We start from the raw sequence: 17,804 nt of genomic DNA, 5'->3' as shown, positions 1-17,804 counted from the left end.
ATGAATAAAGAATATAAAATGAAATATGGAAAAGATGAATTGTCTTTTTCACTTGATTCTTCTCTAATTGTGGATGAATTAGTCATTAAGAAATTTCCTGAATTGCCTGACCCAGCTGCAGCAATTCGAGAAGCTATCCGCAATCCAATTGATTCTAAACCACTCAACAAAATCGTTAAACCTGGTCAAACAGTCGCTTTTATTGTCAATGACCCCACTCGTGTCGCAAATAGCTACGTCTTTATGCCCATTCTATTAGATGAGCTAAATGCCGTAGGCATACCTGATGAAGATATGCGAATTGTCTTTGCTCTAGGCACGCATCGCCTAATGACGGAGCAGGAAATGATTGAAGCAGTTAGTCCAGCTGTTGCAAAACGAGTAAAAATGTATAACAGCAACTGTAGAAATAAAGAAGACTTTCAATTTTTTGGTACTACATCGCGTGGAACGCCTGTCTATTTTAATAAACTCGTTACTGAAGTCGATCATATCATTTGCACAGGCAATATTGTTCATCACTTTTTCTCTGGGTTTGGCGGTGGCCGTAAAGCCATGCTTCCCGGTGTAGCTTATTATGAAACAGTTCGGAAAAATCATTCTATGATGTTAGACCCAAATGCAGTGATTGGTAAATTAGAAGGTAATCCCATTTATCATGATCAGGTCGAGGGAGCAGAAATGTGCCGCCCCTCATTTCTCCTCAATGTTGTGCTTAATGAAAAAAAGAAATTTTTAAAAGTTTTTGCTGGTGATTATATAAAAGCCCATCAAGTCGCCTGCGAGTTTGTCAATGAGGTATATGGAGCAAGAATTAAGCAGGAAGCCGACCTTGTTATTGCTACCTGTGGCGGCTATCCAAAAGATATTAACGTCTACCAGTTACAAAAGACGATGGATAATGCGTGGTGCGCTGTCAAGCCGGGTGGCATGGTTATCCTCTTAGGTGAATGTATCGAAGGTACAGGATCAGAATTATATGAAAAAACCATGCAAAAATATAAAACTCCCGCTGAAGTAGAAACAGCTATTCGAACTGATTTTCAAATTGGTGCACATAAAGCCTATGCTGTAACACGTTTAATGAATAAGGCGGAATTCGTCCTTGTTTCTTCCCTAGATCCTCAGCTTGCTAAGACACTCCTTTTCACACCCGCCAAAGATATGAATGAAGCATTGCAACTGGCGTTTAAAAAATTAGGCTCTCATCCAAGCATTACACTCATGCCAATGGGAAGCTTCACTGTTCCCCATATGTAATGATTCAAAAAACGCGTATCACCGAAAAGTGATCCGCGTTTTTATTATGTTTATTCTTAATTAAATATCAAGATTTTTTACAGTATGAGCATAATCTTCGATAAATTTCCGACGTGGTTCTACCTTATCTCCCATTAATATCGAAAAAATTTCATCAGCCATCATACCGTCTTCTAATGTTACTTGAAGATTCGTGCGGCCTTCTGGATTCATCGTCGTATCCCATAATTGCTCGGGATTCATTTCGCCAAGACCTTTGTAGCGTTGCACACTAATATTGTCTCGTCCGATTTTACCCAGTAAACGACCCATTTCATCATCACTGTACACATACCAGCTTTCCCGACCCTTTTTGATTAAATATAAAGGAGGCTGAGCAATATATACTCGTCCATTTTCGAGCAGCGGCTTCATATAGCGATAAAAGAAGGTTAAGAGTAATGTTCGAATATGCGCTCCATCCACATCGGCATCTGTCATAATGATAATTTTTCCATAACGACTCTTTTCTAAATCAAATTCTTCACCAATACCATTACCAAAAGCTGTAATCATGGAGCGAATTTCTTCATTATTTAATATCTTATCCAATCGCGCTTTTTCTACATTTAATATTTTACCACGCAATGGCAAAATTGCCTGAAATCTCCTATCACGACCTTGTTTTGCGCTACCACCAGCAGAATCACCCTCAACAAGATAAATTTCTGTTTGCATAGGATCTTTGATGGAACAATCAGCTAATTTTCCTGGTAAAGAACTGATTTCCAATGCGCTTTTGCGACGCGTTAATTCACGCGCTTTCCGTGCTGCTTCACGTGCACGAGACGCCATAATCGTTTTTTCAATGATTTTCTTCGTAATCGCCGGATTTTCCTCAAAAAACTCTGATAAGCCCTCACTAACAATGGAATCCACAATACCGCGAACTTCACTATTCCCTAATTTTGTTTTTGTTTGACCTTCAAATTGCGGATCTTGGACTTTTAAGCTAATGACACCTGTCAAGCCCTCACGAATATCATCACCACTTAAATTTTCATCATTTTCTTTCAACTGATTAAGCTTACGAGCATAATCATTAATCGTACGGGTCAGGGCAATTTTAAATCCACTTAAATGGGTTCCGCCTTCCTGAGTATGAATGTTATTAACAAAGGAAAATAAATTTTCCGTATAACTATCATTATATTGTAGAGCAATTTCAACAATCGTTTTATCTTTACTGCCATTGAGGTAAATCGGCTGCGGCTGCAAAACATCTTTATTCTGATTTAAATGCTCGACAAAAGAAACAATACCACCTTCAAAACAATAACTTTGTCTTACATCCGTTCTTTCGTCAATAATATCAATCGATAAGCCTCGATTAAGATAAGCCAGTTCTCTAAGCCTCTGTCTCAATATGTCAAAATGATATTCTAATTCCTCAAATATTTCACTATCCGGCTTAAATGTAACTTCTGTTCCTGTCTCATCTGTTGTACCAATTTTTCTTAGCTTGCGAGCCGTAGCCCCCCGTTCAAAACGCATATCATAGACAAAACCACCGCGCTTCACCTTCACTTCCAGCCATTCACTCAAAGCATTAACAACAGAAACACCAACACCATGTAAACCGCCTGATACCTTATATCCCTCACCACCAAATTTACCACCGGCATGAAGAACCGTCATAACTACCTCTACTGCAGGTAGTCCAATGGCATGCATATCAACAGGAATACCGCGGCCATTATCTGTCACAGTAATGCTATTATCCGGATGAATAAATACATGTACCGTATCACAATAGCCTGCTAATGATTCATCAATAGCATTATCAACTACTTCATATACTAAATGATGTAATCCCCTTGACGAAGTACTGCCAATATACATACCAGGCCGTTTACGAACAGCTTCCAAGCCTTCTAAAACCTGAATTTGCTTAGCACCATAATGGCCTGATGTGGATGTGACGGCCTCAATTTCATTTTCTGTCAAATGACCGTTAATTGGCGTGTCTTCTAATTTTTTTTCATTTATCATATCTGTATCGTTTGTACTCATAGTTCCCTCCAAATAAATCTTTTACTCTTCTTCCCTATCTTCCTGAGGTTCTGCTTTAATATATCCAGCTCGCTTTTTCAACGTAATTGATGAAATAGCTGATAAATAAACTTTATTATCTGTAACAATAAAGCTTTTTGCATTGCCATCAGAAATATCTTCTACTTTTTTTTCATTGCGTTTCGCTGTAATAAACTTTTGATTAATACCGGATTTTACAGCTGTCATATCCGTAATTGTTACAATATTTTTTAAAGGAATAACATAGTCACTGCCGATATGCAAAAACATTTTTTTTCCTCCTGACTTTACTCATGGTTTTCTCAATTAAATCGTTATTAAGAAATTCAGGTTTCGTCGATGTGAGTAGCATCACTAATGTAGATTCAACAAGAGGCGGGGGTACTGTTTTTTCCATTTCTCTGATCATCTGCAAAATAAGCTGCTGTCGTGCTTTGCGAAATTCAAAAGCTGAGCATTCAATAAAATTTTTACATTCTCGATATTGAAGCCAAGGCGCTTCCTTGAGCACTTTATAAATTTCTCCAATCCGCATCTGACGAGCTTCAATGGAACAAACAGTACAATACGTATCCTGAGGAGGACAAAGAGTACGACATTTTGCACAAGGATGATAATGTTGATCCTTTTTATATTTGGTTAATTTACAATCTTTTACAAGTAGCGAAAATACATGCTGCCTTAATTCTTGCGTCTCAATGGAATCAGTTAATTGACGAATCTGCGCTACTTCTTCTTTTGTAAGCAAAATAGAACGGATTTTCGCTGAAAGTGAAAGCTCAATTTCTCCTTTATCAGAATTTTCTTGTCGTTGAATGGATCCAGTTTGATACTTAATATCTGTAACAACTTTGCTTTGAGCAAAATGGTTCAACTTTTTTATGAGCGATTCTTTCATCATCATCAGGTGATGACACCATACAGAACTATTTACAGCCACAAAAAGTAGTCCATGATTCATTGATATAGGGCGAGTATGACAAGCAATTTCTGCTCCAACAATCTCATGCCAACGATAAAAAATCATTTCCATACGAAATTTATGATGAAGACCTAATTTTTGAAAAGCTTTCGGAATAACAACGGCGATCTTTTCCAAGACAATCACCCAATTTTATCTTATTTTACCCGACCTTGTTCAATAGTATAAACTTTTCCAAAATGATTTTTAGGAAAATCACTTTCATCTGTAGCCGTAATAAATGTTTGAATACGATTTTTGATAAACTCCAGCAAATAACTTCGTCGATTCATATCCAATTCACTCATCACATCATCAAGCAACAAAAAAGGGTATTCGCCTGTTTCGACTTTGATATATTCTAATTCAGCTAGTTTAAGCGACAAAATAGCTGTCCGTTGCTGTCCTTGCGAACCATACGTTTTCGTATCAATAGAATTAATCGTAAAACCAAGGTCATCACGATGAGGGCCCACACTTGTACTACCACGCCAAATATCTTTTTCGTGTGATTCGATGAGTTTGTTTTTCAGCCACTGAGCAATAACCACGCGATCATCGCTTAGTATTGCATCCTCATGACCGTGTTGAATATATGTAACAACTAGTTTTTCAGCACAACCAGTTAATTGCTCATGCATCTCACGAGCAAGTAGAGCTAATTTTTGAATAGTATAAAGACGCTTGTACACAAGATAAGAACCAATTTCAGCCAAGTTCTCATCCCAGGGAATTAGCAAGCTTTCCGATGCTTTTTTTTCCCTGATATTTTTCAGCAGTGTATTACGCTGTAAAACAATGCGATTATAGTGTAATAGCTGTTTATAATAAACAGGACTGATCTGTGATATTTCAATATCTAAAAAACGCCGCCGTTCTGCTGGTGCGCCTTTTAATAAATAGAGATCATCAGGTGAAAAAAGTACAGCATGAAATAATCCTATTAGCTGATTTTGCCTTATAGTATCTTGATCTAATGAAATTTCTTTTTTTTGGCCCCTTCGAAACTGAAGGGTTATTTCATGTTGTGCATCATAAAGGCTTATATCAAGTCTCACCATACATTGCTCTTGGACAAATTGAATGAGCTCTTCATCATGAGCAGAACGATAAGATTTACCTAATATCGCCAGATAAAGAGCTTCAAGTAAATTTGTTTTTCCTTGTGCATTTTTACCAATGAATACATTGATATTGTCTGGAAAGGCTAAGGTGCATTCATCATAATTCCGATAATGCCTTAGTTTAACTTGATCAATTCGCATTTTTTACAACAACCACTTGATAAGAGCCGAGCCCTTTTATTGTAATCTTATCTTTATCTTTTAATTTTTTGCGTTTTTCCGTTACTAGCTGACCATTTAAGGTAATCATCTGATCAGCTAACCAATTTTTTACTTGACCGCCTGTTTCGACGATACCTGCCCATTTCAAAAATTGATCTAATTGAATAGACTCTGTATTTATTTCAATAAGTTCCATAAAATCTCCTGCTTTTTAGTTTGATCGTACAGGTGTAATGATATAAATATATTGATCATCATGAAGCGGTTGAATCGCTGCCGGGCTAAGAGGAGTATTTAACGAAAAAGTAAGTTCATCAGTTGTAACATTTTTCAAAATATCGCTCACATATTTGGCATTAAAAGCAATATCCAATTCATTGCCTTTGATATCAGCTTCAATTGTTTCAGAAGCCTTACCAAGTTCTGGATTATTTGAATGAATAGTAATTTGGTTTCCTTTAAAGGAAAATTTAATGACATTATAATCGCCATCGCGAGCAATTAAAGATACGCGTTCAACAGCATCTAAGAATTGATCACAATTTACGGTGACAATTGTAACAAAATCGTTGGGGATAACTTTTTGATATTCAGGGAAAGTTCCTTCGATGAGCCTTGAAACAATATAAACATTATCAAATGAAAAAGCTACCTGATTTTTTTGCCAAGAAATATTAACGTCAAATGGAATATCTGATGTTAATAACCGGGCAAGTTCATTTAGAATTTTAGATGGGATGATCATTTTAATTAGTCCTTCAAAACTATCAATGGCATCTCTTTTGAGTGCTAAGCGATGAGTATTTGTTGCAACCATAGTAACATTTTGATTGTTTGCTTCAAGTAATGCACCTGTAAAGATCGGGCGTGAATCTTCTATTGCACAGGCAAAAATGGTCTTTTTTATCATATCACGTAATACATTGTCTTTTATTGATAATACATTTTCATGTGTTAATGGTTTCAGTACAGGAAATTCTTCAGCAGGTAAGCATAATAAATTAAACTGAGCAAAATTTGAAGTGATTTTTACTGTTCGATCTTCTGTAGAGGATTCGATGTGCACGTTGTCACCTGATAAATGGCGTACCATTTCTTGGAACATCTTTCCTGACAAAACACTGATTCCTTCTTCTTCAATATTTGCTTCAATTGTACAAGTAATACCTATTTCATAATCTGTTGCCTGTAATTCTAATTGATTGTTTTTAGCTGATAAATAAATGCCTGTGAGAATTTGCATAGGCGTTTTAGTTGCAATAGCTTTTTGAACTGTTTGAACAGCGTGATTTAGTTGTTCTCTTGTACATGTTAATTTCATTTATTTTTCCTCCAGATAAATTGATTATGCATAAGTTATAAACAGAAAATGTTGAGTATATTATTAATAGTAAGTACATATAATAATAAAATATATAGTCATAATAGTAGTAGGGCCTGTTAATATGTTGGTAAGTCTTGTTTTTCCCTGTCGAATATAGGGATTTCATGTGTGTAATTTGTTGATAACTAGCAGGGGGCTTATCCACATTTCCACAGTAAAATTCATCAAAAAACTTATACACAATTCATTGACAGGATATGTGCAGACTTACAAACAAGGTTATGCACTAAAACAGGTGATAAGTGTTTAATTATTTTCGATACGCTTAATTAGCTCTAAAATGGTGGTGTTAAGTTTTGAGTCTTCATTACGTTCACGACTAATTTTGTCATGTGCATGAATAACTGTTGTATGGTCACGACCACCAAATATTTCACCAATACGTGGTAGTGAAGTATCTGTGAGTTCTCGGCACAGGTACATGGCAATTTGTCGCGGAAAAGTGATATTACGCGTTCTTTTTTTTGCGGACAAGTCGTCTAATTTAATCTTAAAAAAATTCGCTACTTCGTCTTGTATAAGTTCATTCGTAATTTGTTTTGGACGATCATTTGGTAGAATATCTTTGAGTGATTCTGCGCATAAATCAAGATTAATGGCCTTGTTTGTCAGTGAAGCATAGGCCATGACACGGATTAAAGCACCTTCAAGCTCACGAATGTTGTTATCAATACGACTGGCTATGTAAACCATGACGTCATTGGGAACATTGAGTTTTTCGAGGAGCGCTTTTTTACGTAATATAGCAATCCTCGTCTCAAGGTCAGGTGGTTGAATATCTGTAATAAGACCCCATTCAAATCTGGATCTCAGTCTGTCTTCGAGGGTGGGAATTTCTTTTGGGGCACGATCACTCGATATGATAATTTGTTTATTTGCGTCATGAAGCGTATTAAATGTGTGGAAAAATTCTTCTTGTGTATGTTCTTTTTTCGATAAAAACTGGATATCATCAACAAGTAGTACATCGATATTGCGATATTTGTTTCTAAAACTGTCGGGATTACCATCGCGAATAGAATTAATGAGCTCGTTTGTAAATTTTTCACTCGAAATATATAGAACTTTACTATCTGGATGATGTTCTAATATGCGATGACCAATAGCATGCATGAGATGAGTTTTTCCAAGACCAACTCCGCCATAAATGAAAAAAGGATTATATACCTTGGCTGGTACTTCAGCTACAGCTAGTGAAGCTGCATGAGCAAAACGATTGGAATTTCCAATCACAAAGGTTTCAAATACATATTTGGGATTGAGTGTAGATGCAGAATCTTCCTGTGGCGTTTTGGATGGCTTTTCTTCAACAGGAGTCATGATGTTGTTTGAGTTGTTATGTTCAATGACTTGGATTTTGTCGGCAGTTGAAGTTGTTTCAACGGGGATTTCGGAAGTTTCTTCTGTTTCCACTTCTTCTTCCTCATCTTCTAAATTAAGATTAGTAAAAATGATCTCTAATGGTTTTTTTGTGACAAATTGAACAGTTTGCTCAATCATAGGGCGGTAACGACGTTCTAACCAGTCTTTAATAAATTGTTTTGGTGTGCCAATTTCAAAGGTTGTCTCTGTCATCGACAAAGGGATAGTTGATTTTATCCATGTGTCAAAGATGGGCTTAATGACTTCTTTTTTCATAATACTGAGTACTTGTTCCCAGACAGCCGCCATAAGTGTAGTGTTGTCCAATTTGTTTCAATCCTTTCTTTTGTTGCAAAATAACAGCTAACCATAATAGAGCAACATAAGTTATCCACAGTGTTATCAACAGGTGTGAATAACTTATGTTAAATAATGGGGTTTAAGGCGAAAAAAAAATACATCAGCGAAAAATTTTTTTCACGCGCTCTTGTATTTTCTAGGATTATAAAATTATCCGTAAATGTGGATAAACCTGTGTATAAGTGTATATAATTGTGTATAAGTTGTGTATTTTGTTGAATAACTCGGGAGAATAATTCGTTTAGGTCTTTTATTCATACTCATATTAACAAAATATGCAGGAGTTATCAACATTTATTTAGTATTTATCGACAGAGAATATGAAAATATCCACAATAATTGTCAATAAGTCTATTGATGCCTTTTTCTGAGTGACTTTTTTAATAACCAAATTTCTTGACACTAGCCTACTTGCTGGTCTATAATCTTTAGTAGTTAAAATGTATGATTTTAACATGGGATAATCGTGTTCTGTTAAGGGAGGTGTAGGCTATATGAAACGCACATTTCAACCGAATACTTTGTGGAAGAAAAGAACGCATGGTTTTCGTGAACGGATGAAAACTCAAGGTGGACGTCTTGTTTTGAAAAAAAGACGTGCTAGAGGCAGAAAAAAACTGTCTGCATAAATAGGCCGCCTGAGAGTGGCCTTTTTTTCCTATTATTTAGGGTGTGAATGACGATGATTAAAAAGTATGGTTTAGTGAAGGCACAGTTGCTTAGAAAAAATAAGAACTATCAATTTGTTTACCGTGTGGGTAAATCTTATGCTAATAAAATGGCTGTGCTTTATGTTTTGAAGAATTCTTTACAGCAACATCGGATCGGTTTTGTAACAGGCAAACGTTTAGGCGGGGCTGTTATACGAAATCGGGTTAAGCGTTTATTTAAAGAAGCGTTTCGTTTAAATCAGGCTAAATTAGCGCCTGGTTGTGATCTAGTAGTTATTGGCCGGGCTCCTGTAGTTGGGCAGAGCCAAGCGGCGGTCACACAATCTTTAATGGATTTATGTAGGAAAGCAAAAGTATTATTGTAGGCTGGAAGAGGGCTGGATGGATGAAATGGGTTATATTACTATGCATTCGCTTTTATCAGATTGCAATTTCTCCTTTTAAACCGGCGACATGCCGGTTTATTCCGACATGCAGTGAATATGCGCGTTTGGCTGTTGAAAAGCACGGGGCTGTCAGAGGTGGTTGGATGGCGATAAAACGGATATGCCGTTGTCATCCTTTTCATCCCGGTGGGTATGATCCTGTTTAGTATAAAATGATGTAATATTTTTAAGGCATAAGTATTAGAGGAGTGGATTTTTTTGGATTTTATTAGTCATATTCTGCAGCAGATTTTGTTGTTTTTTTACGGTATAACAGAAATGCTTGGGTTTGCTAACTATGGTGTGGCCATTATTTTGCTTACAATTGTTATTAAAATGGCACTGTATCCATTGACGGTGAAGCAGGTCAAATCAATGAAATCGATGCAGGAATTGCAGCCAAAGATTAAAGAAATGCAGGCGAAATATAAAGGAAATCCAGAAAAATTAAATAAAGAAATGGCTGCTTTCTATAAAACAGCTGGTGTCAATCCTTTAGCAGGATGTTTGCCTCTAATTATTCAAATGCCTTTCTTGATTGGTATTTTTTATGCCATTCGGGACTTCCAGTATGCTGGTCAAACGGGTTTTTTATGGCTCAGTGATTTGTCTCATCCTGATCCTTATTATATTTTACCTGTTCTTTCTGCTTTGACGACGTATATTCAACAGAAGCAGACAACAACTGAAATGACTCAGCAGAATAAAATGATGATGATTTTTATGCCATTATTTGTTGGTTATATTAGTTTCACTTTCCCATCGGGTCTTGTACTGTATTGGAGTGTAGGTAATCTGATTCAGATTGCTCAACAATGGTTTATGTACCGGAAAAAAGCTACCGGCGCCCAAGAGGAGGCTAATTAAAACATGATCTGTGTTGAGAAAACAGGAAAAACCATTGAAGAAGCCATCGAAAGTGCCTTGAGTGAGCTCGATGTCTTGCGTGAGAGAACAACATATGAAGTTCTTGAGTCGCCAAGTAGAGGTTTTCTCGGTTTTGGTAGTAAACAAGCACGGGTGAAGGTTTCGGTTATTCCTATTGATCCAGTTGAACAAGCGAAACTTTTCTTAAATGATATTTTTAAGAAAATGAATTTAAAAACAACCATGGAACAAACTAAGACAGACGATGCCGTAATGTTTGTTATCCATGGAGCGGACCTTGGAGTGCTCATTGGCAAACATGGGCAAACGCTTGATGCACTTCAGTATTTGACAAATTTGGCGGCCAATCGTGATGCTGAAGTAAGGACACGCATTTTACTTGATGTGGAAAATTATCGTAAACGTCGTACGGATACGCTGACAGCACTTGCCTTTAGGCTGGCGGAAAAAGTGAAGCGGCGTGGTGAGCGCGTGGCTTTGGAACCCATGAGTCCGCAAGAACGGCGTACTATTCATATGGCTTTGCAAGGTGATCCGAAAATTTCCACTTATAGTGAGGGTGATGAGCCCTATCGGAAAGTAGTTATTACGTTAAAAAAATAACAGATATGCACATGCAACCGTCCGCTTTCTGCCCAGCGTCTTTTTTGTGGGATGAATGCGGGCGGTTATGTATTCATGGCGAAAGATTTGAGGAGTGATGAGATGGATGTTGAGGATACAATCAGTGCAGTAGCCACTGCTGTAGGTGAAGGTGGCATCGGTATTGTTCGAGTCAGCGGTCCAAAGGCTATGACAATAGCTGAGAGGCTATTTTGTAGTGCTACAAGTAAGAATATTGCTGATGCGCCAGGACATTCAGCTTTATATGGCCATGTCGTGGAATCTGATACGCGTAAATGTATTGATGAAACTTTATTATTAATTATGCGCGCTCCTCATTCTTATACGTGTGAAGATGTCGTAGAATTTCAGTGCCATGGTGGAGCTGTTCCGCTGAGAAAAGTTCTTGAAGCTACGTTAAAAGTAGGAGCACGCTTAGCTGAGCCAGGTGAATTTACTAAGCGGGCCTTCTTAAATGGTCGGATTGATTTGACGCAGGCGGAAGCTGTTATGGATATTATCCGTTCGAAAACAGCTGCTTCACTTCAAGTAGCTGTCCAGCATTTATCAGGCAATTTATCTCAGCAAATCAAAGAAATTCGCCAAGCACTTCTTTATATGATTGCTCATTTGGAAGCAGCCATTGATTTTCCTGAAGAGGATATTGAAGAACTATCGGCAAGGAAAGTAAAAGAAGGCATTGAACCTATTTTAGCCAAGTTAGGTAAGCTGGTTTCTTCCGCTCATAGTGGCAGAATCTTACGAGAAGGTCTCAAGACAGTGATTATTGGTAAACCGAATGTAGGAAAATCAAGTTTACTTAATGCCTTGCTAAAAGAGAATAGGGCTATTGTCACGTCTATAGCTGGAACTACTCGTGATAGTATTGAAGAGTATGTTAATGTTCAGGGAATTCCTCTTAATATTATTGATACGGCAGGAATTCGAGAAACAGAAGATATTGTTGAAAAACTTGGCGTAGCAAAATCACGTGAACTTGTCAGTGGCGCAGATCTTATTTTGGTTATATTAGATAGTTCCATGCCTTTGTCGCCAGAGGATCGTCAGGTCATTGACTTGACAAGGTCACAGCACGGTTTTGTGTTATTAAATAAATCTGATTTACCAGCTCAGTTAGCTGTGGAAGAAGTGCGGGATTTAGTAGGTCAGTGGCCTATCATTTCGCTTTCACTTGAGACAGGTGAAGGAATGGCTGAATTGGAACAAAGCATTGTTGATGAAGTTTATGAGGGGCAAGTTTCGTCTGAGGCGGTCTATGTGAATAATGTACGTCATGTACATTGCTTAAATCAGGCTCAGCACCATTTACAAGAGGCCTTGCATACCATTGAGCAGTCCATGCCTATTGATTGTATTGTCATTGATTTGCGCGGGGCTTGGGAGAGTCTTGGCGAGATTACGGGGGACACAGTTGGTGAAGATTTATTAAATCAGATTTTTAGCCAATTTTGTATTGGAAAGTAGGAGATGATCGCTTTGTATAATGCAGGTGACTATGATGTCGTTATTATTGGAGCGGGACATGCTGGGTGTGAGGCGGCTTTGGCGAGCGCACGCCTGGGCTGTAAGACCTTGCTTGCTACGTTAAATATGGATAATATTGCTCTTATGCCATGTAATCCGGCTGTTGGAGGACCTGCTAAGGGGCATTTGGTAAGGGAAATTGATGCACTTGGCGGTGAGATGGGCATCAATACAGATAAAACGTGTCTTCAAATGCGGATGTTGAATACAGGCAAGGGACCTGCTGTTCATGCACTTAGAGCGCAGTCTGATAAAAAACAATATCAGCTTTTAATGGCTCAGACCGTAGAAAATCAGCCTAATCTAACAGTAAGCCAGCTACTTGTGGAAGAGATTCTTGTTCATGATGGACAAGTGACAGGTATTGTCACTGAGACAGGCGAGAAATTTTCGGCAAAAGCCGTAGTTATTGCAACAGGGACATATTTACGTGGTCGTATAATTTTAGGGGAACTTGTATACGATGGGGGACCGAATGGTCAACGGGCGGCAGTCAATTTATCGACATGTTTAAAAAAATTGGGTATTGAGCTTATGCGATTTAAGACTGGAACTCCGGCAAGAGTGGATAAGAGGACGGTCAATTTCCAGGCCATGACCATTCAACCAGGTGATAAGGAACCCCATTATTTTTCATTTATGCACGAAAATTCGCAGCGAGAACAGCTGCCTTGCTATCTTACTTATACGAACAACCTGACACATGAGATTATTCGTTCCAATCTTCATCGTGCTCCGATGTATACGGGATTGATAGAAGGGACGGGACCGAGATATTGTCCTTCCATTGAAACGAAAATTGAACGATTTTCCGATAAGCCGGCTCATCAGGTGTTTATCGAACCGGAAGGCGTTCAAACTAATGAAATGTACGTGCAAGGCATGTCTACAAGTTTGCCTATGGATGTACAAAGCGATTTTTTACATACGATTGCTGGTTTGGAAGAGGCGGCAATTATGCGGCCTGGTTATGCCATTGAATATGACTGTCTCGACCCGCAGCAATTAACATTGTCATTGGAGGTAAAAGCGATCTCGGGTCTTTTTTCAGCGGGTCAATCGAATGGTACATCTGGTTATGAAGAAGCAGCGGCACAGGGGCTTATGGCGGGTATTAATGCAGTGCTCAAGGTACAGGGTAAAGATCCTTTTGTACTTGGACGATCAGATGCCTATATTGGCGTTCTTATCGATGATTTAGTTACAAAGGGAACGGAAGAACCTTATCGGATTATGACATCGCGGGCTGAATATCGTTTGATCTTACGTCAAGATAATGCTGATTTGCGCTTAACGGAAAAAGGACGGGAAATTGGTCTTGTATCAGACGAAAGGTATGTACGATTTATTGAAAAAAAGGCGGCTATTGCGCAAATTACAGCAGAGCTTAAGGCCGCTGTTGTTACGCCTAATGATGAGATGCAGGAAAAACTCAAAGCGCTTGGTACAGCAGAACTCCGTAACCCCATTAGTCTGTATGATTTACTGAAGCGTACGGAGCTTACTTATGAAAAAATGCAAGGCTTTTTTGATCTGCCTGTAATTGATGCCGAAGTACAGCAGCAAATCGAAATTACAACGAAGTATGAGGGTTATATTAAAAAGCAGTTCGAGCAAGTAGAACGTTCAGCCAAATTAGAAGCAAAAAGGCTACCACAGCATTTTGATTATGAACAAATTCAAGGATTGGCTCTGGAAGCTCGCCAGAAGCTCAATAAGATTCAACCTTTTTCTGTTGGACAGGCGTCTCGAGTTTCGGGTGTTTCGCCAGCCGATATTTCCATTTTAATGATTTATTTAGAACAATTAAGACGGCGTGGGGAGGCTTAATATGAATTTTACTGAAGCTCTTCAGCGAGCTGCGGCAGATTATGGCTTAACTCTTAGTGAGGAACAGCAGCAGCAATTTATCCGTTATTATGAACTTCTTATTGAATGGAATAAAAAAATTAACCTTACAGCTATTACGGGACCTTGTGATGTGGCTGTAAAGCATATCATTGATTCTTTGTCTTGTTATGACAAAACGTTGTTTCTGCCTCACGCGAAGGTTATCGATGTAGGGACAGGTGCTGGTTTCCCGGGGATTCCACTAAAAATATGGCGTCCTGACTTGAAATTGACACTGCTTGATTCTTTGAATAAGCGTTTAATTTACTTAAAGGAAGTAGTGGATCAATTAGGACTTAAGCAGGTTACAATTGTTCACAGTCGTGCTGAAGATGGTGCTCATGACAGAGAATTACGCGAAAAATTTTCTGTTGTTACATCGCGGGCTGTAGCACGTATGACTGTTTTAACAGAACTTTGCTTACCACTTGTTTGTACAGGTGGGCATTTCTTGGCACTTAAGGGTAAGGATACGTTTAATGAAGTGGAAGCAGCCAAAAAGGCCATTCGGATTTTAGGGGGAGAAGTAATTTCTATTCGCCCTGTCCATTTACCAGGCTTAAATGATGAGAGAAATATAGTTATTATAAAAAAACTCAGGCCGTCACCTTCACATTATCCTCGTCGACCAGCGATGATTGAAAAAAAGCCTTTATAAAAGAGGAACTTGTCTTTTTTTTGACGAATATTAATTGTAAGATATTTGCAGGCGAGGATGTGATTCTTATTAAAGGGTTTGCCAAATTTTTAGGGATTGGCAATGATAAGGAAGTTGAAGCTGTAGTAGAAGCATTTATTCCGAATGAATCTGTCTCAGACGGTGCTAATAATAAAGTAAATCAAGCTGTTCTAGAAATTTCACCGGATCAAATCATTCCCAATCCTTTTCAGCCGCGTAAGACTTTTCATGATGAATCTCTGCAAGAATTGGCAGAGTCGATTAAAGAATTTGGTGTTATTCAACCGTTGCTAGTTCGCCAAGTAGGCAATAACTATGAATTAATTGCTGGCGAACGGCGGTTACGGGCTTCAAAATTAGCTTGTCTTACAGTCATTCCTGTTATTGTCAAGTCGCTGAATGATAAGGAAATGGCTGAGCTGGCCATGATTGAAAATTTACAGCGTGAAGATTTGCACTTTTTAGAAGAGGCCGAGGGATTTCAGCAACTGATTTCGCACTTTGGTTTGACTCAGGAAAATATGGCACAACGTGTTGGTAAAAATCAGTCCACCATTGCCAATAAGCTTCGGCTATTGAAATTATCACCTGAAGTGCGCCAGTTACTTCGTGAGCATAATCTCACAGAACGTCATGCCCGGGCGTTACTTAAAGTAGAAAATGAGGCACAGCAGCTCGATGTACTCAATACAGTAATTGAAAATAAAATGAACGTGCGAGAAACCGAGGATTATATTGATAACTTTTCCCGGGAAATAGAGAAAGAAAAAACACCTAAACAGAATGTAGTTAAGGTGATTCGTGACGTGCGCATTTTTTTAAATTCTATTAATAAAGTTGTTGGGGAAATGAAAAAATCAGGTCTCAAAATTAAAATGAATCAAAAGCAAGATGATGATTTTATTACTATTCAGTTAAAAATACCCAAAAAAATACAAGCAACGCAACTACAAAAGAAGAAAAAGAATTAATGTGATCGAAAGTTAGTTTGCTCTTTAGTTAACTAAGGGGCTTTTTTATTTTAAACTTGTCATAAATATCCACTTTTTGTCATATAATGTAAATAGACTTGTAAATAGGAATCTTAAATTTCGAGAATCCTATGGATATGCGAGGATATTTCGATTGATTATCAATGACGCTCTCTGTTGCTTTTCTTTATGATCTTGCTTATCTGTGGTACAATAATTTCAGTATCTATTACCTTACCGGAGGTTCACTATGAGCGAACGGCCTAAAATTTTGATTGTATCCGCATCAGTCGGTAATGGGCATAATCAGGCAGCGGCTGCCGTTAAGGAATTACTCACAGCGAAATATCTGGCTGAAGTTGCAGTGATAGATTGTTTGGGTGAAGGCAATCAATATTTAAGTAAAATTATTAAAGGCGCTTATTATAAGACGATACAAATATTTCCTGAAGTCTATGATTATTTCTATCGCTATACAGATGTATCCCGTTATGCCGCACTGCCAATTAAAAGTCTGTTATATCACACAATGGAACAAAACATCCTTGATCTTGTGGAACGTTTTCAGCCGCAAGGGTTAGTATTTACCCATCCTTTTCCTTGTGCTGCAGCAGCACAGCTAAAAAGGCTGAATAAATTATCGTTGCCTATTATAGGCATTGTTACTGATTTTGCTGTTCATCGCTTATGGCAGTATAGTGAAGTCGATCATTATTGTGTTGCTTCGATACCACTCGCTGTTCAGATGACGATGCGGGGGTTTTTAGCTGAAAAAATTCATTGTACAGGGATTCCTGTTCATCAGGTTTTTAGTCAGGAACATAGTAATCCAAGGAAAGGCGAGGTCCTTGTTATGAGCGGGGGGCTTGGTATGGGGCCGACAAGTGATATTGTTTCTGTGTTAAATTCGCTTCCAAATATTGAGTATATTACTGTTGTTTGTGGTCAAAATAGTGACTTAAAAGCGGAATTATCAAAAACGTATGCTGGGCAAGCTGTACGTGTGTTGGGTTTTACACCTGATGTGGATAAATTAATGGCTGAAGCATCGCTTCTTGTAACTAAGCCTGGAGCTCTTACGGCAAGTGAAGCCCTGTGTTCGGGACTTCCCATGCTGCTTGTAGATGCAATGGGAGGACAAGAGGAAGACAATGCTTCTTTTTTAGAAAAATTGGGTGTTGCCTTATTGGCTAAGGATATGGAAGATGTGGCTCATCTAGCCCGTTTATTTCTTTCCCAGCCAGCGTTGCAACTAGCGATGCGTAATCAGTGTCGATTGATAGCAAAACCAGAAGCGGCTTCTGTTGTTGCTCAGTTGATTATGGAAGTGACCCAGCGGGGAGGAGAGCGTTCTGCTTCTTTAAAGACAAGCTCTTCAGCCGAGATATAGAAGTTTGAATAAAGTTAGAGACCCATTCTTTTCAAGAATAGGTCTCTTTTTTTGAA

General features: G+C 38.2%; 18 protein-coding genes. 11 read left to right on the top strand and 7 right to left on the bottom strand.

Annotated elements, in window-relative coordinates:
- On the top strand, nucleotides 1-1,260 hold the full coding sequence (locus Ga0466249_RS20795) for a nickel-dependent lactate racemase family protein (RefSeq protein ID WP_215831413.1): 1,260 nt from the start codon (nucleotides 1-3) through the stop codon (nucleotides 1,258-1,260).
- A gap of 60 nt (nucleotides 1,261-1,320) precedes the next feature.
- On the opposite strand, the gene gyrB is transcribed toward Ga0466249_RS20795, so the two are convergent.
- The 7 genes from gyrB to dnaA form a co-directional block, all read right to left on the bottom strand.
- Entirely contained in the window at nucleotides 1,321-3,312 is a 1,992-nt protein-coding gene (gyrB, locus tag Ga0466249_RS20790) for a DNA topoisomerase (ATP-hydrolyzing) subunit B (protein WP_215831412.1), read from the bottom strand.
- A gap of 21 nt (nucleotides 3,313-3,333) precedes the next feature.
- Nucleotides 3,334-3,603, bottom strand: coding sequence for an extracellular matrix regulator RemB (gene remB / locus Ga0466249_RS20785; protein WP_215831411.1), 270 nt, complete (start codon nucleotides 3,601-3,603; stop codon nucleotides 3,334-3,336).
- Nucleotides 3,581-4,432, bottom strand: a complete 852-nt coding sequence (locus Ga0466249_RS20780; protein ID WP_215831410.1) for a DciA family protein — start codon at nucleotides 4,430-4,432, stop codon at nucleotides 3,581-3,583. The genes remB and Ga0466249_RS20780 overlap by 23 nt, the downstream gene beginning before the upstream one ends.
- Nucleotides 4,433-4,452: 20 nt before the next feature.
- On the bottom strand, nucleotides 4,453-5,559 hold the full coding sequence (gene recF, locus Ga0466249_RS20775) for a DNA replication/repair protein RecF (protein ID WP_215831409.1): 1,107 nt from the start codon (nucleotides 5,557-5,559) through the stop codon (nucleotides 4,453-4,455).
- Entirely contained in the window at nucleotides 5,549-5,776 is a 228-nt protein-coding gene (locus Ga0466249_RS20770; protein ID WP_215831408.1) for an RNA-binding S4 domain-containing protein, read from the bottom strand. The genes recF and Ga0466249_RS20770 overlap by 11 nt, the downstream gene beginning before the upstream one ends.
- A 15-nt stretch (nucleotides 5,777-5,791) precedes the next feature.
- Nucleotides 5,792-6,901 carry a DNA polymerase III subunit beta gene (dnaN, locus tag Ga0466249_RS20765; RefSeq protein WP_215831407.1) on the bottom strand — a complete coding sequence of 370 codons (1,110 nt, stop codon included), beginning with the start codon at nucleotides 6,899-6,901 and terminating at the stop codon, nucleotides 5,792-5,794.
- A 309-nt stretch (nucleotides 6,902-7,210) separates the two neighbouring features.
- The gene (gene dnaA, locus Ga0466249_RS20760; protein WP_215831458.1) at nucleotides 7,211-8,635 is read right to left on the bottom strand and encodes a chromosomal replication initiator protein DnaA; all 1,425 of its coding nucleotides are present in this window, start codon (nucleotides 8,633-8,635) and stop codon (nucleotides 7,211-7,213) included.
- Between the two features lie 545 nt (nucleotides 8,636-9,180).
- On the opposite strand from dnaA, the gene rpmH reads away from it, so the two are divergent.
- The 10 genes from rpmH (at nucleotide 9,181) to Ga0466249_RS20710 (ending at nucleotide 17,748) form a co-directional block, all read left to right on the top strand.
- On the top strand, nucleotides 9,181-9,315 hold the full coding sequence (gene rpmH, locus Ga0466249_RS20755; RefSeq protein WP_215831406.1) for a 50S ribosomal protein L34: 135 nt from the start codon (nucleotides 9,181-9,183) through the stop codon (nucleotides 9,313-9,315).
- A 53-nt stretch (nucleotides 9,316-9,368) separates the two neighbouring features.
- Complete coding sequence (gene rnpA / locus Ga0466249_RS20750; RefSeq protein WP_215831405.1) at nucleotides 9,369-9,722, top strand: ribonuclease P protein component; 354 nt, start codon at nucleotides 9,369-9,371, stop codon at nucleotides 9,720-9,722.
- Between the two features lie 20 nt (nucleotides 9,723-9,742).
- On the top strand, nucleotides 9,743-9,949 hold the full coding sequence (gene yidD, locus Ga0466249_RS20745) for a membrane protein insertion efficiency factor YidD (RefSeq protein WP_215831404.1): 207 nt from the start codon (nucleotides 9,743-9,745) through the stop codon (nucleotides 9,947-9,949).
- A gap of 112 nt (nucleotides 9,950-10,061) precedes the next feature.
- The gene (locus Ga0466249_RS20740) at nucleotides 10,062-10,649 is read left to right on the top strand and encodes a YidC/Oxa1 family membrane protein insertase (protein ID WP_215831457.1); all 588 of its coding nucleotides are present in this window, start codon (nucleotides 10,062-10,064) and stop codon (nucleotides 10,647-10,649) included.
- A gap of 3 nt (nucleotides 10,650-10,652) precedes the next feature.
- Nucleotides 10,653-11,273 (top strand): RNA-binding cell elongation regulator Jag/EloR, encoded by a 621-nt coding sequence (jag, locus tag Ga0466249_RS20735; RefSeq protein WP_215831403.1) that lies wholly within the window; start codon nucleotides 10,653-10,655, stop codon nucleotides 11,271-11,273.
- A 102-nt stretch (nucleotides 11,274-11,375) separates the two neighbouring features.
- Entirely contained in the window at nucleotides 11,376-12,758 is a 1,383-nt protein-coding gene (gene mnmE, locus Ga0466249_RS20730) for a tRNA uridine-5-carboxymethylaminomethyl(34) synthesis GTPase MnmE (RefSeq protein WP_215831456.1), read from the top strand.
- 12 nt (nucleotides 12,759-12,770) lie between these two features.
- Entirely contained in the window at nucleotides 12,771-14,648 is a 1,878-nt protein-coding gene (gene mnmG / locus Ga0466249_RS20725) for a tRNA uridine-5-carboxymethylaminomethyl(34) synthesis enzyme MnmG (protein ID WP_281422688.1), read from the top strand.
- A 1-nt stretch (nucleotide 14,649) separates the two neighbouring features.
- Nucleotides 14,650-15,366 (top strand): 16S rRNA (guanine(527)-N(7))-methyltransferase RsmG, encoded by a 717-nt coding sequence (rsmG, locus tag Ga0466249_RS20720; protein WP_215831401.1) that lies wholly within the window; start codon nucleotides 14,650-14,652, stop codon nucleotides 15,364-15,366.
- A 20-nt stretch (nucleotides 15,367-15,386) separates the two neighbouring features.
- A complete protein-coding gene (gene noc, locus Ga0466249_RS20715) occupies nucleotides 15,387-16,358 on the top strand; it encodes a nucleoid occlusion protein (RefSeq protein WP_246588933.1) in 972 nt (323 codons plus the stop codon).
- A 250-nt stretch (nucleotides 16,359-16,608) separates the two neighbouring features.
- Nucleotides 16,609-17,748 (top strand): MGDG synthase family glycosyltransferase, encoded by a 1,140-nt coding sequence (locus Ga0466249_RS20710; RefSeq protein WP_215831400.1) that lies wholly within the window; start codon nucleotides 16,609-16,611, stop codon nucleotides 17,746-17,748.
- Nucleotides 17,749-17,804 lie beyond the last annotated feature (56 nt).

Origin of the sequence: Pelorhabdus rhamnosifermentans, from assembly GCF_018835585.1 — a bacterium.
Lineage (GTDB): Bacteria > Bacillota > Negativicutes > UMGS1260 > UMGS1260 > Pelorhabdus > Pelorhabdus rhamnosifermentans.
The sequence above is the reverse complement of the archived record's forward strand: the minus strand, read 5'-3'. Positions and strand labels throughout refer to the sequence as shown.

Bases quoted from the DNA above. Each gene is read 5' to 3' on its own strand.
- Ga0466249_RS20795 (WP_215831413.1), top strand. From the start codon at position 1: ATGAATAAAGAATATAAAATGAAATATGGAAAAGATGAATTGTCTTTT.
- gyrB (WP_215831412.1), bottom strand. From the start codon at position 3,312: ATGAGTACAAACGATACAGATATGATAAATGAAAAAAAATTAGAAGAC.
- remB (WP_215831411.1), bottom strand. From the start codon at position 3,603: ATGTTTTTGCATATCGGCAGTGACTATGTTATTCCTTTAAAAAATATT.
- recF (WP_215831409.1), bottom strand. From the start codon at position 5,559: ATGCGAATTGATCAAGTTAAACTAAGGCATTATCGGAATTATGATGAA.
- Ga0466249_RS20770 (WP_215831408.1), bottom strand. From the start codon at position 5,776: ATGGAACTTATTGAAATAAATACAGAGTCTATTCAATTAGATCAATTT.
- dnaN (WP_215831407.1), bottom strand. From the start codon at position 6,901: ATGAAATTAACATGTACAAGAGAACAACTAAATCACGCTGTTCAAACA.
- dnaA (WP_215831458.1), bottom strand. From the start codon at position 8,635: ATGGCGGCTGTCTGGGAACAAGTACTCAGTATTATGAAAAAAGAAGTC.
- rpmH (WP_215831406.1), top strand. From the start codon at position 9,181: ATGAAACGCACATTTCAACCGAATACTTTGTGGAAGAAAAGAACGCAT.
- rnpA (WP_215831405.1), top strand. From the start codon at position 9,369: ATGATTAAAAAGTATGGTTTAGTGAAGGCACAGTTGCTTAGAAAAAAT.
- yidD (WP_215831404.1), top strand. From the start codon at position 9,743: ATGAAATGGGTTATATTACTATGCATTCGCTTTTATCAGATTGCAATT.
- Ga0466249_RS20740 (WP_215831457.1), top strand. From the start codon at position 10,062: ATGCTTGGGTTTGCTAACTATGGTGTGGCCATTATTTTGCTTACAATT.
- jag (WP_215831403.1), top strand. From the start codon at position 10,653: ATGATCTGTGTTGAGAAAACAGGAAAAACCATTGAAGAAGCCATCGAA.
- mnmE (WP_215831456.1), top strand. From the start codon at position 11,376: ATGGATGTTGAGGATACAATCAGTGCAGTAGCCACTGCTGTAGGTGAA.
- rsmG (WP_215831401.1), top strand. From the start codon at position 14,650: ATGAATTTTACTGAAGCTCTTCAGCGAGCTGCGGCAGATTATGGCTTA.
- Ga0466249_RS20710 (WP_215831400.1), top strand. From the start codon at position 16,609: ATGAGCGAACGGCCTAAAATTTTGATTGTATCCGCATCAGTCGGTAAT.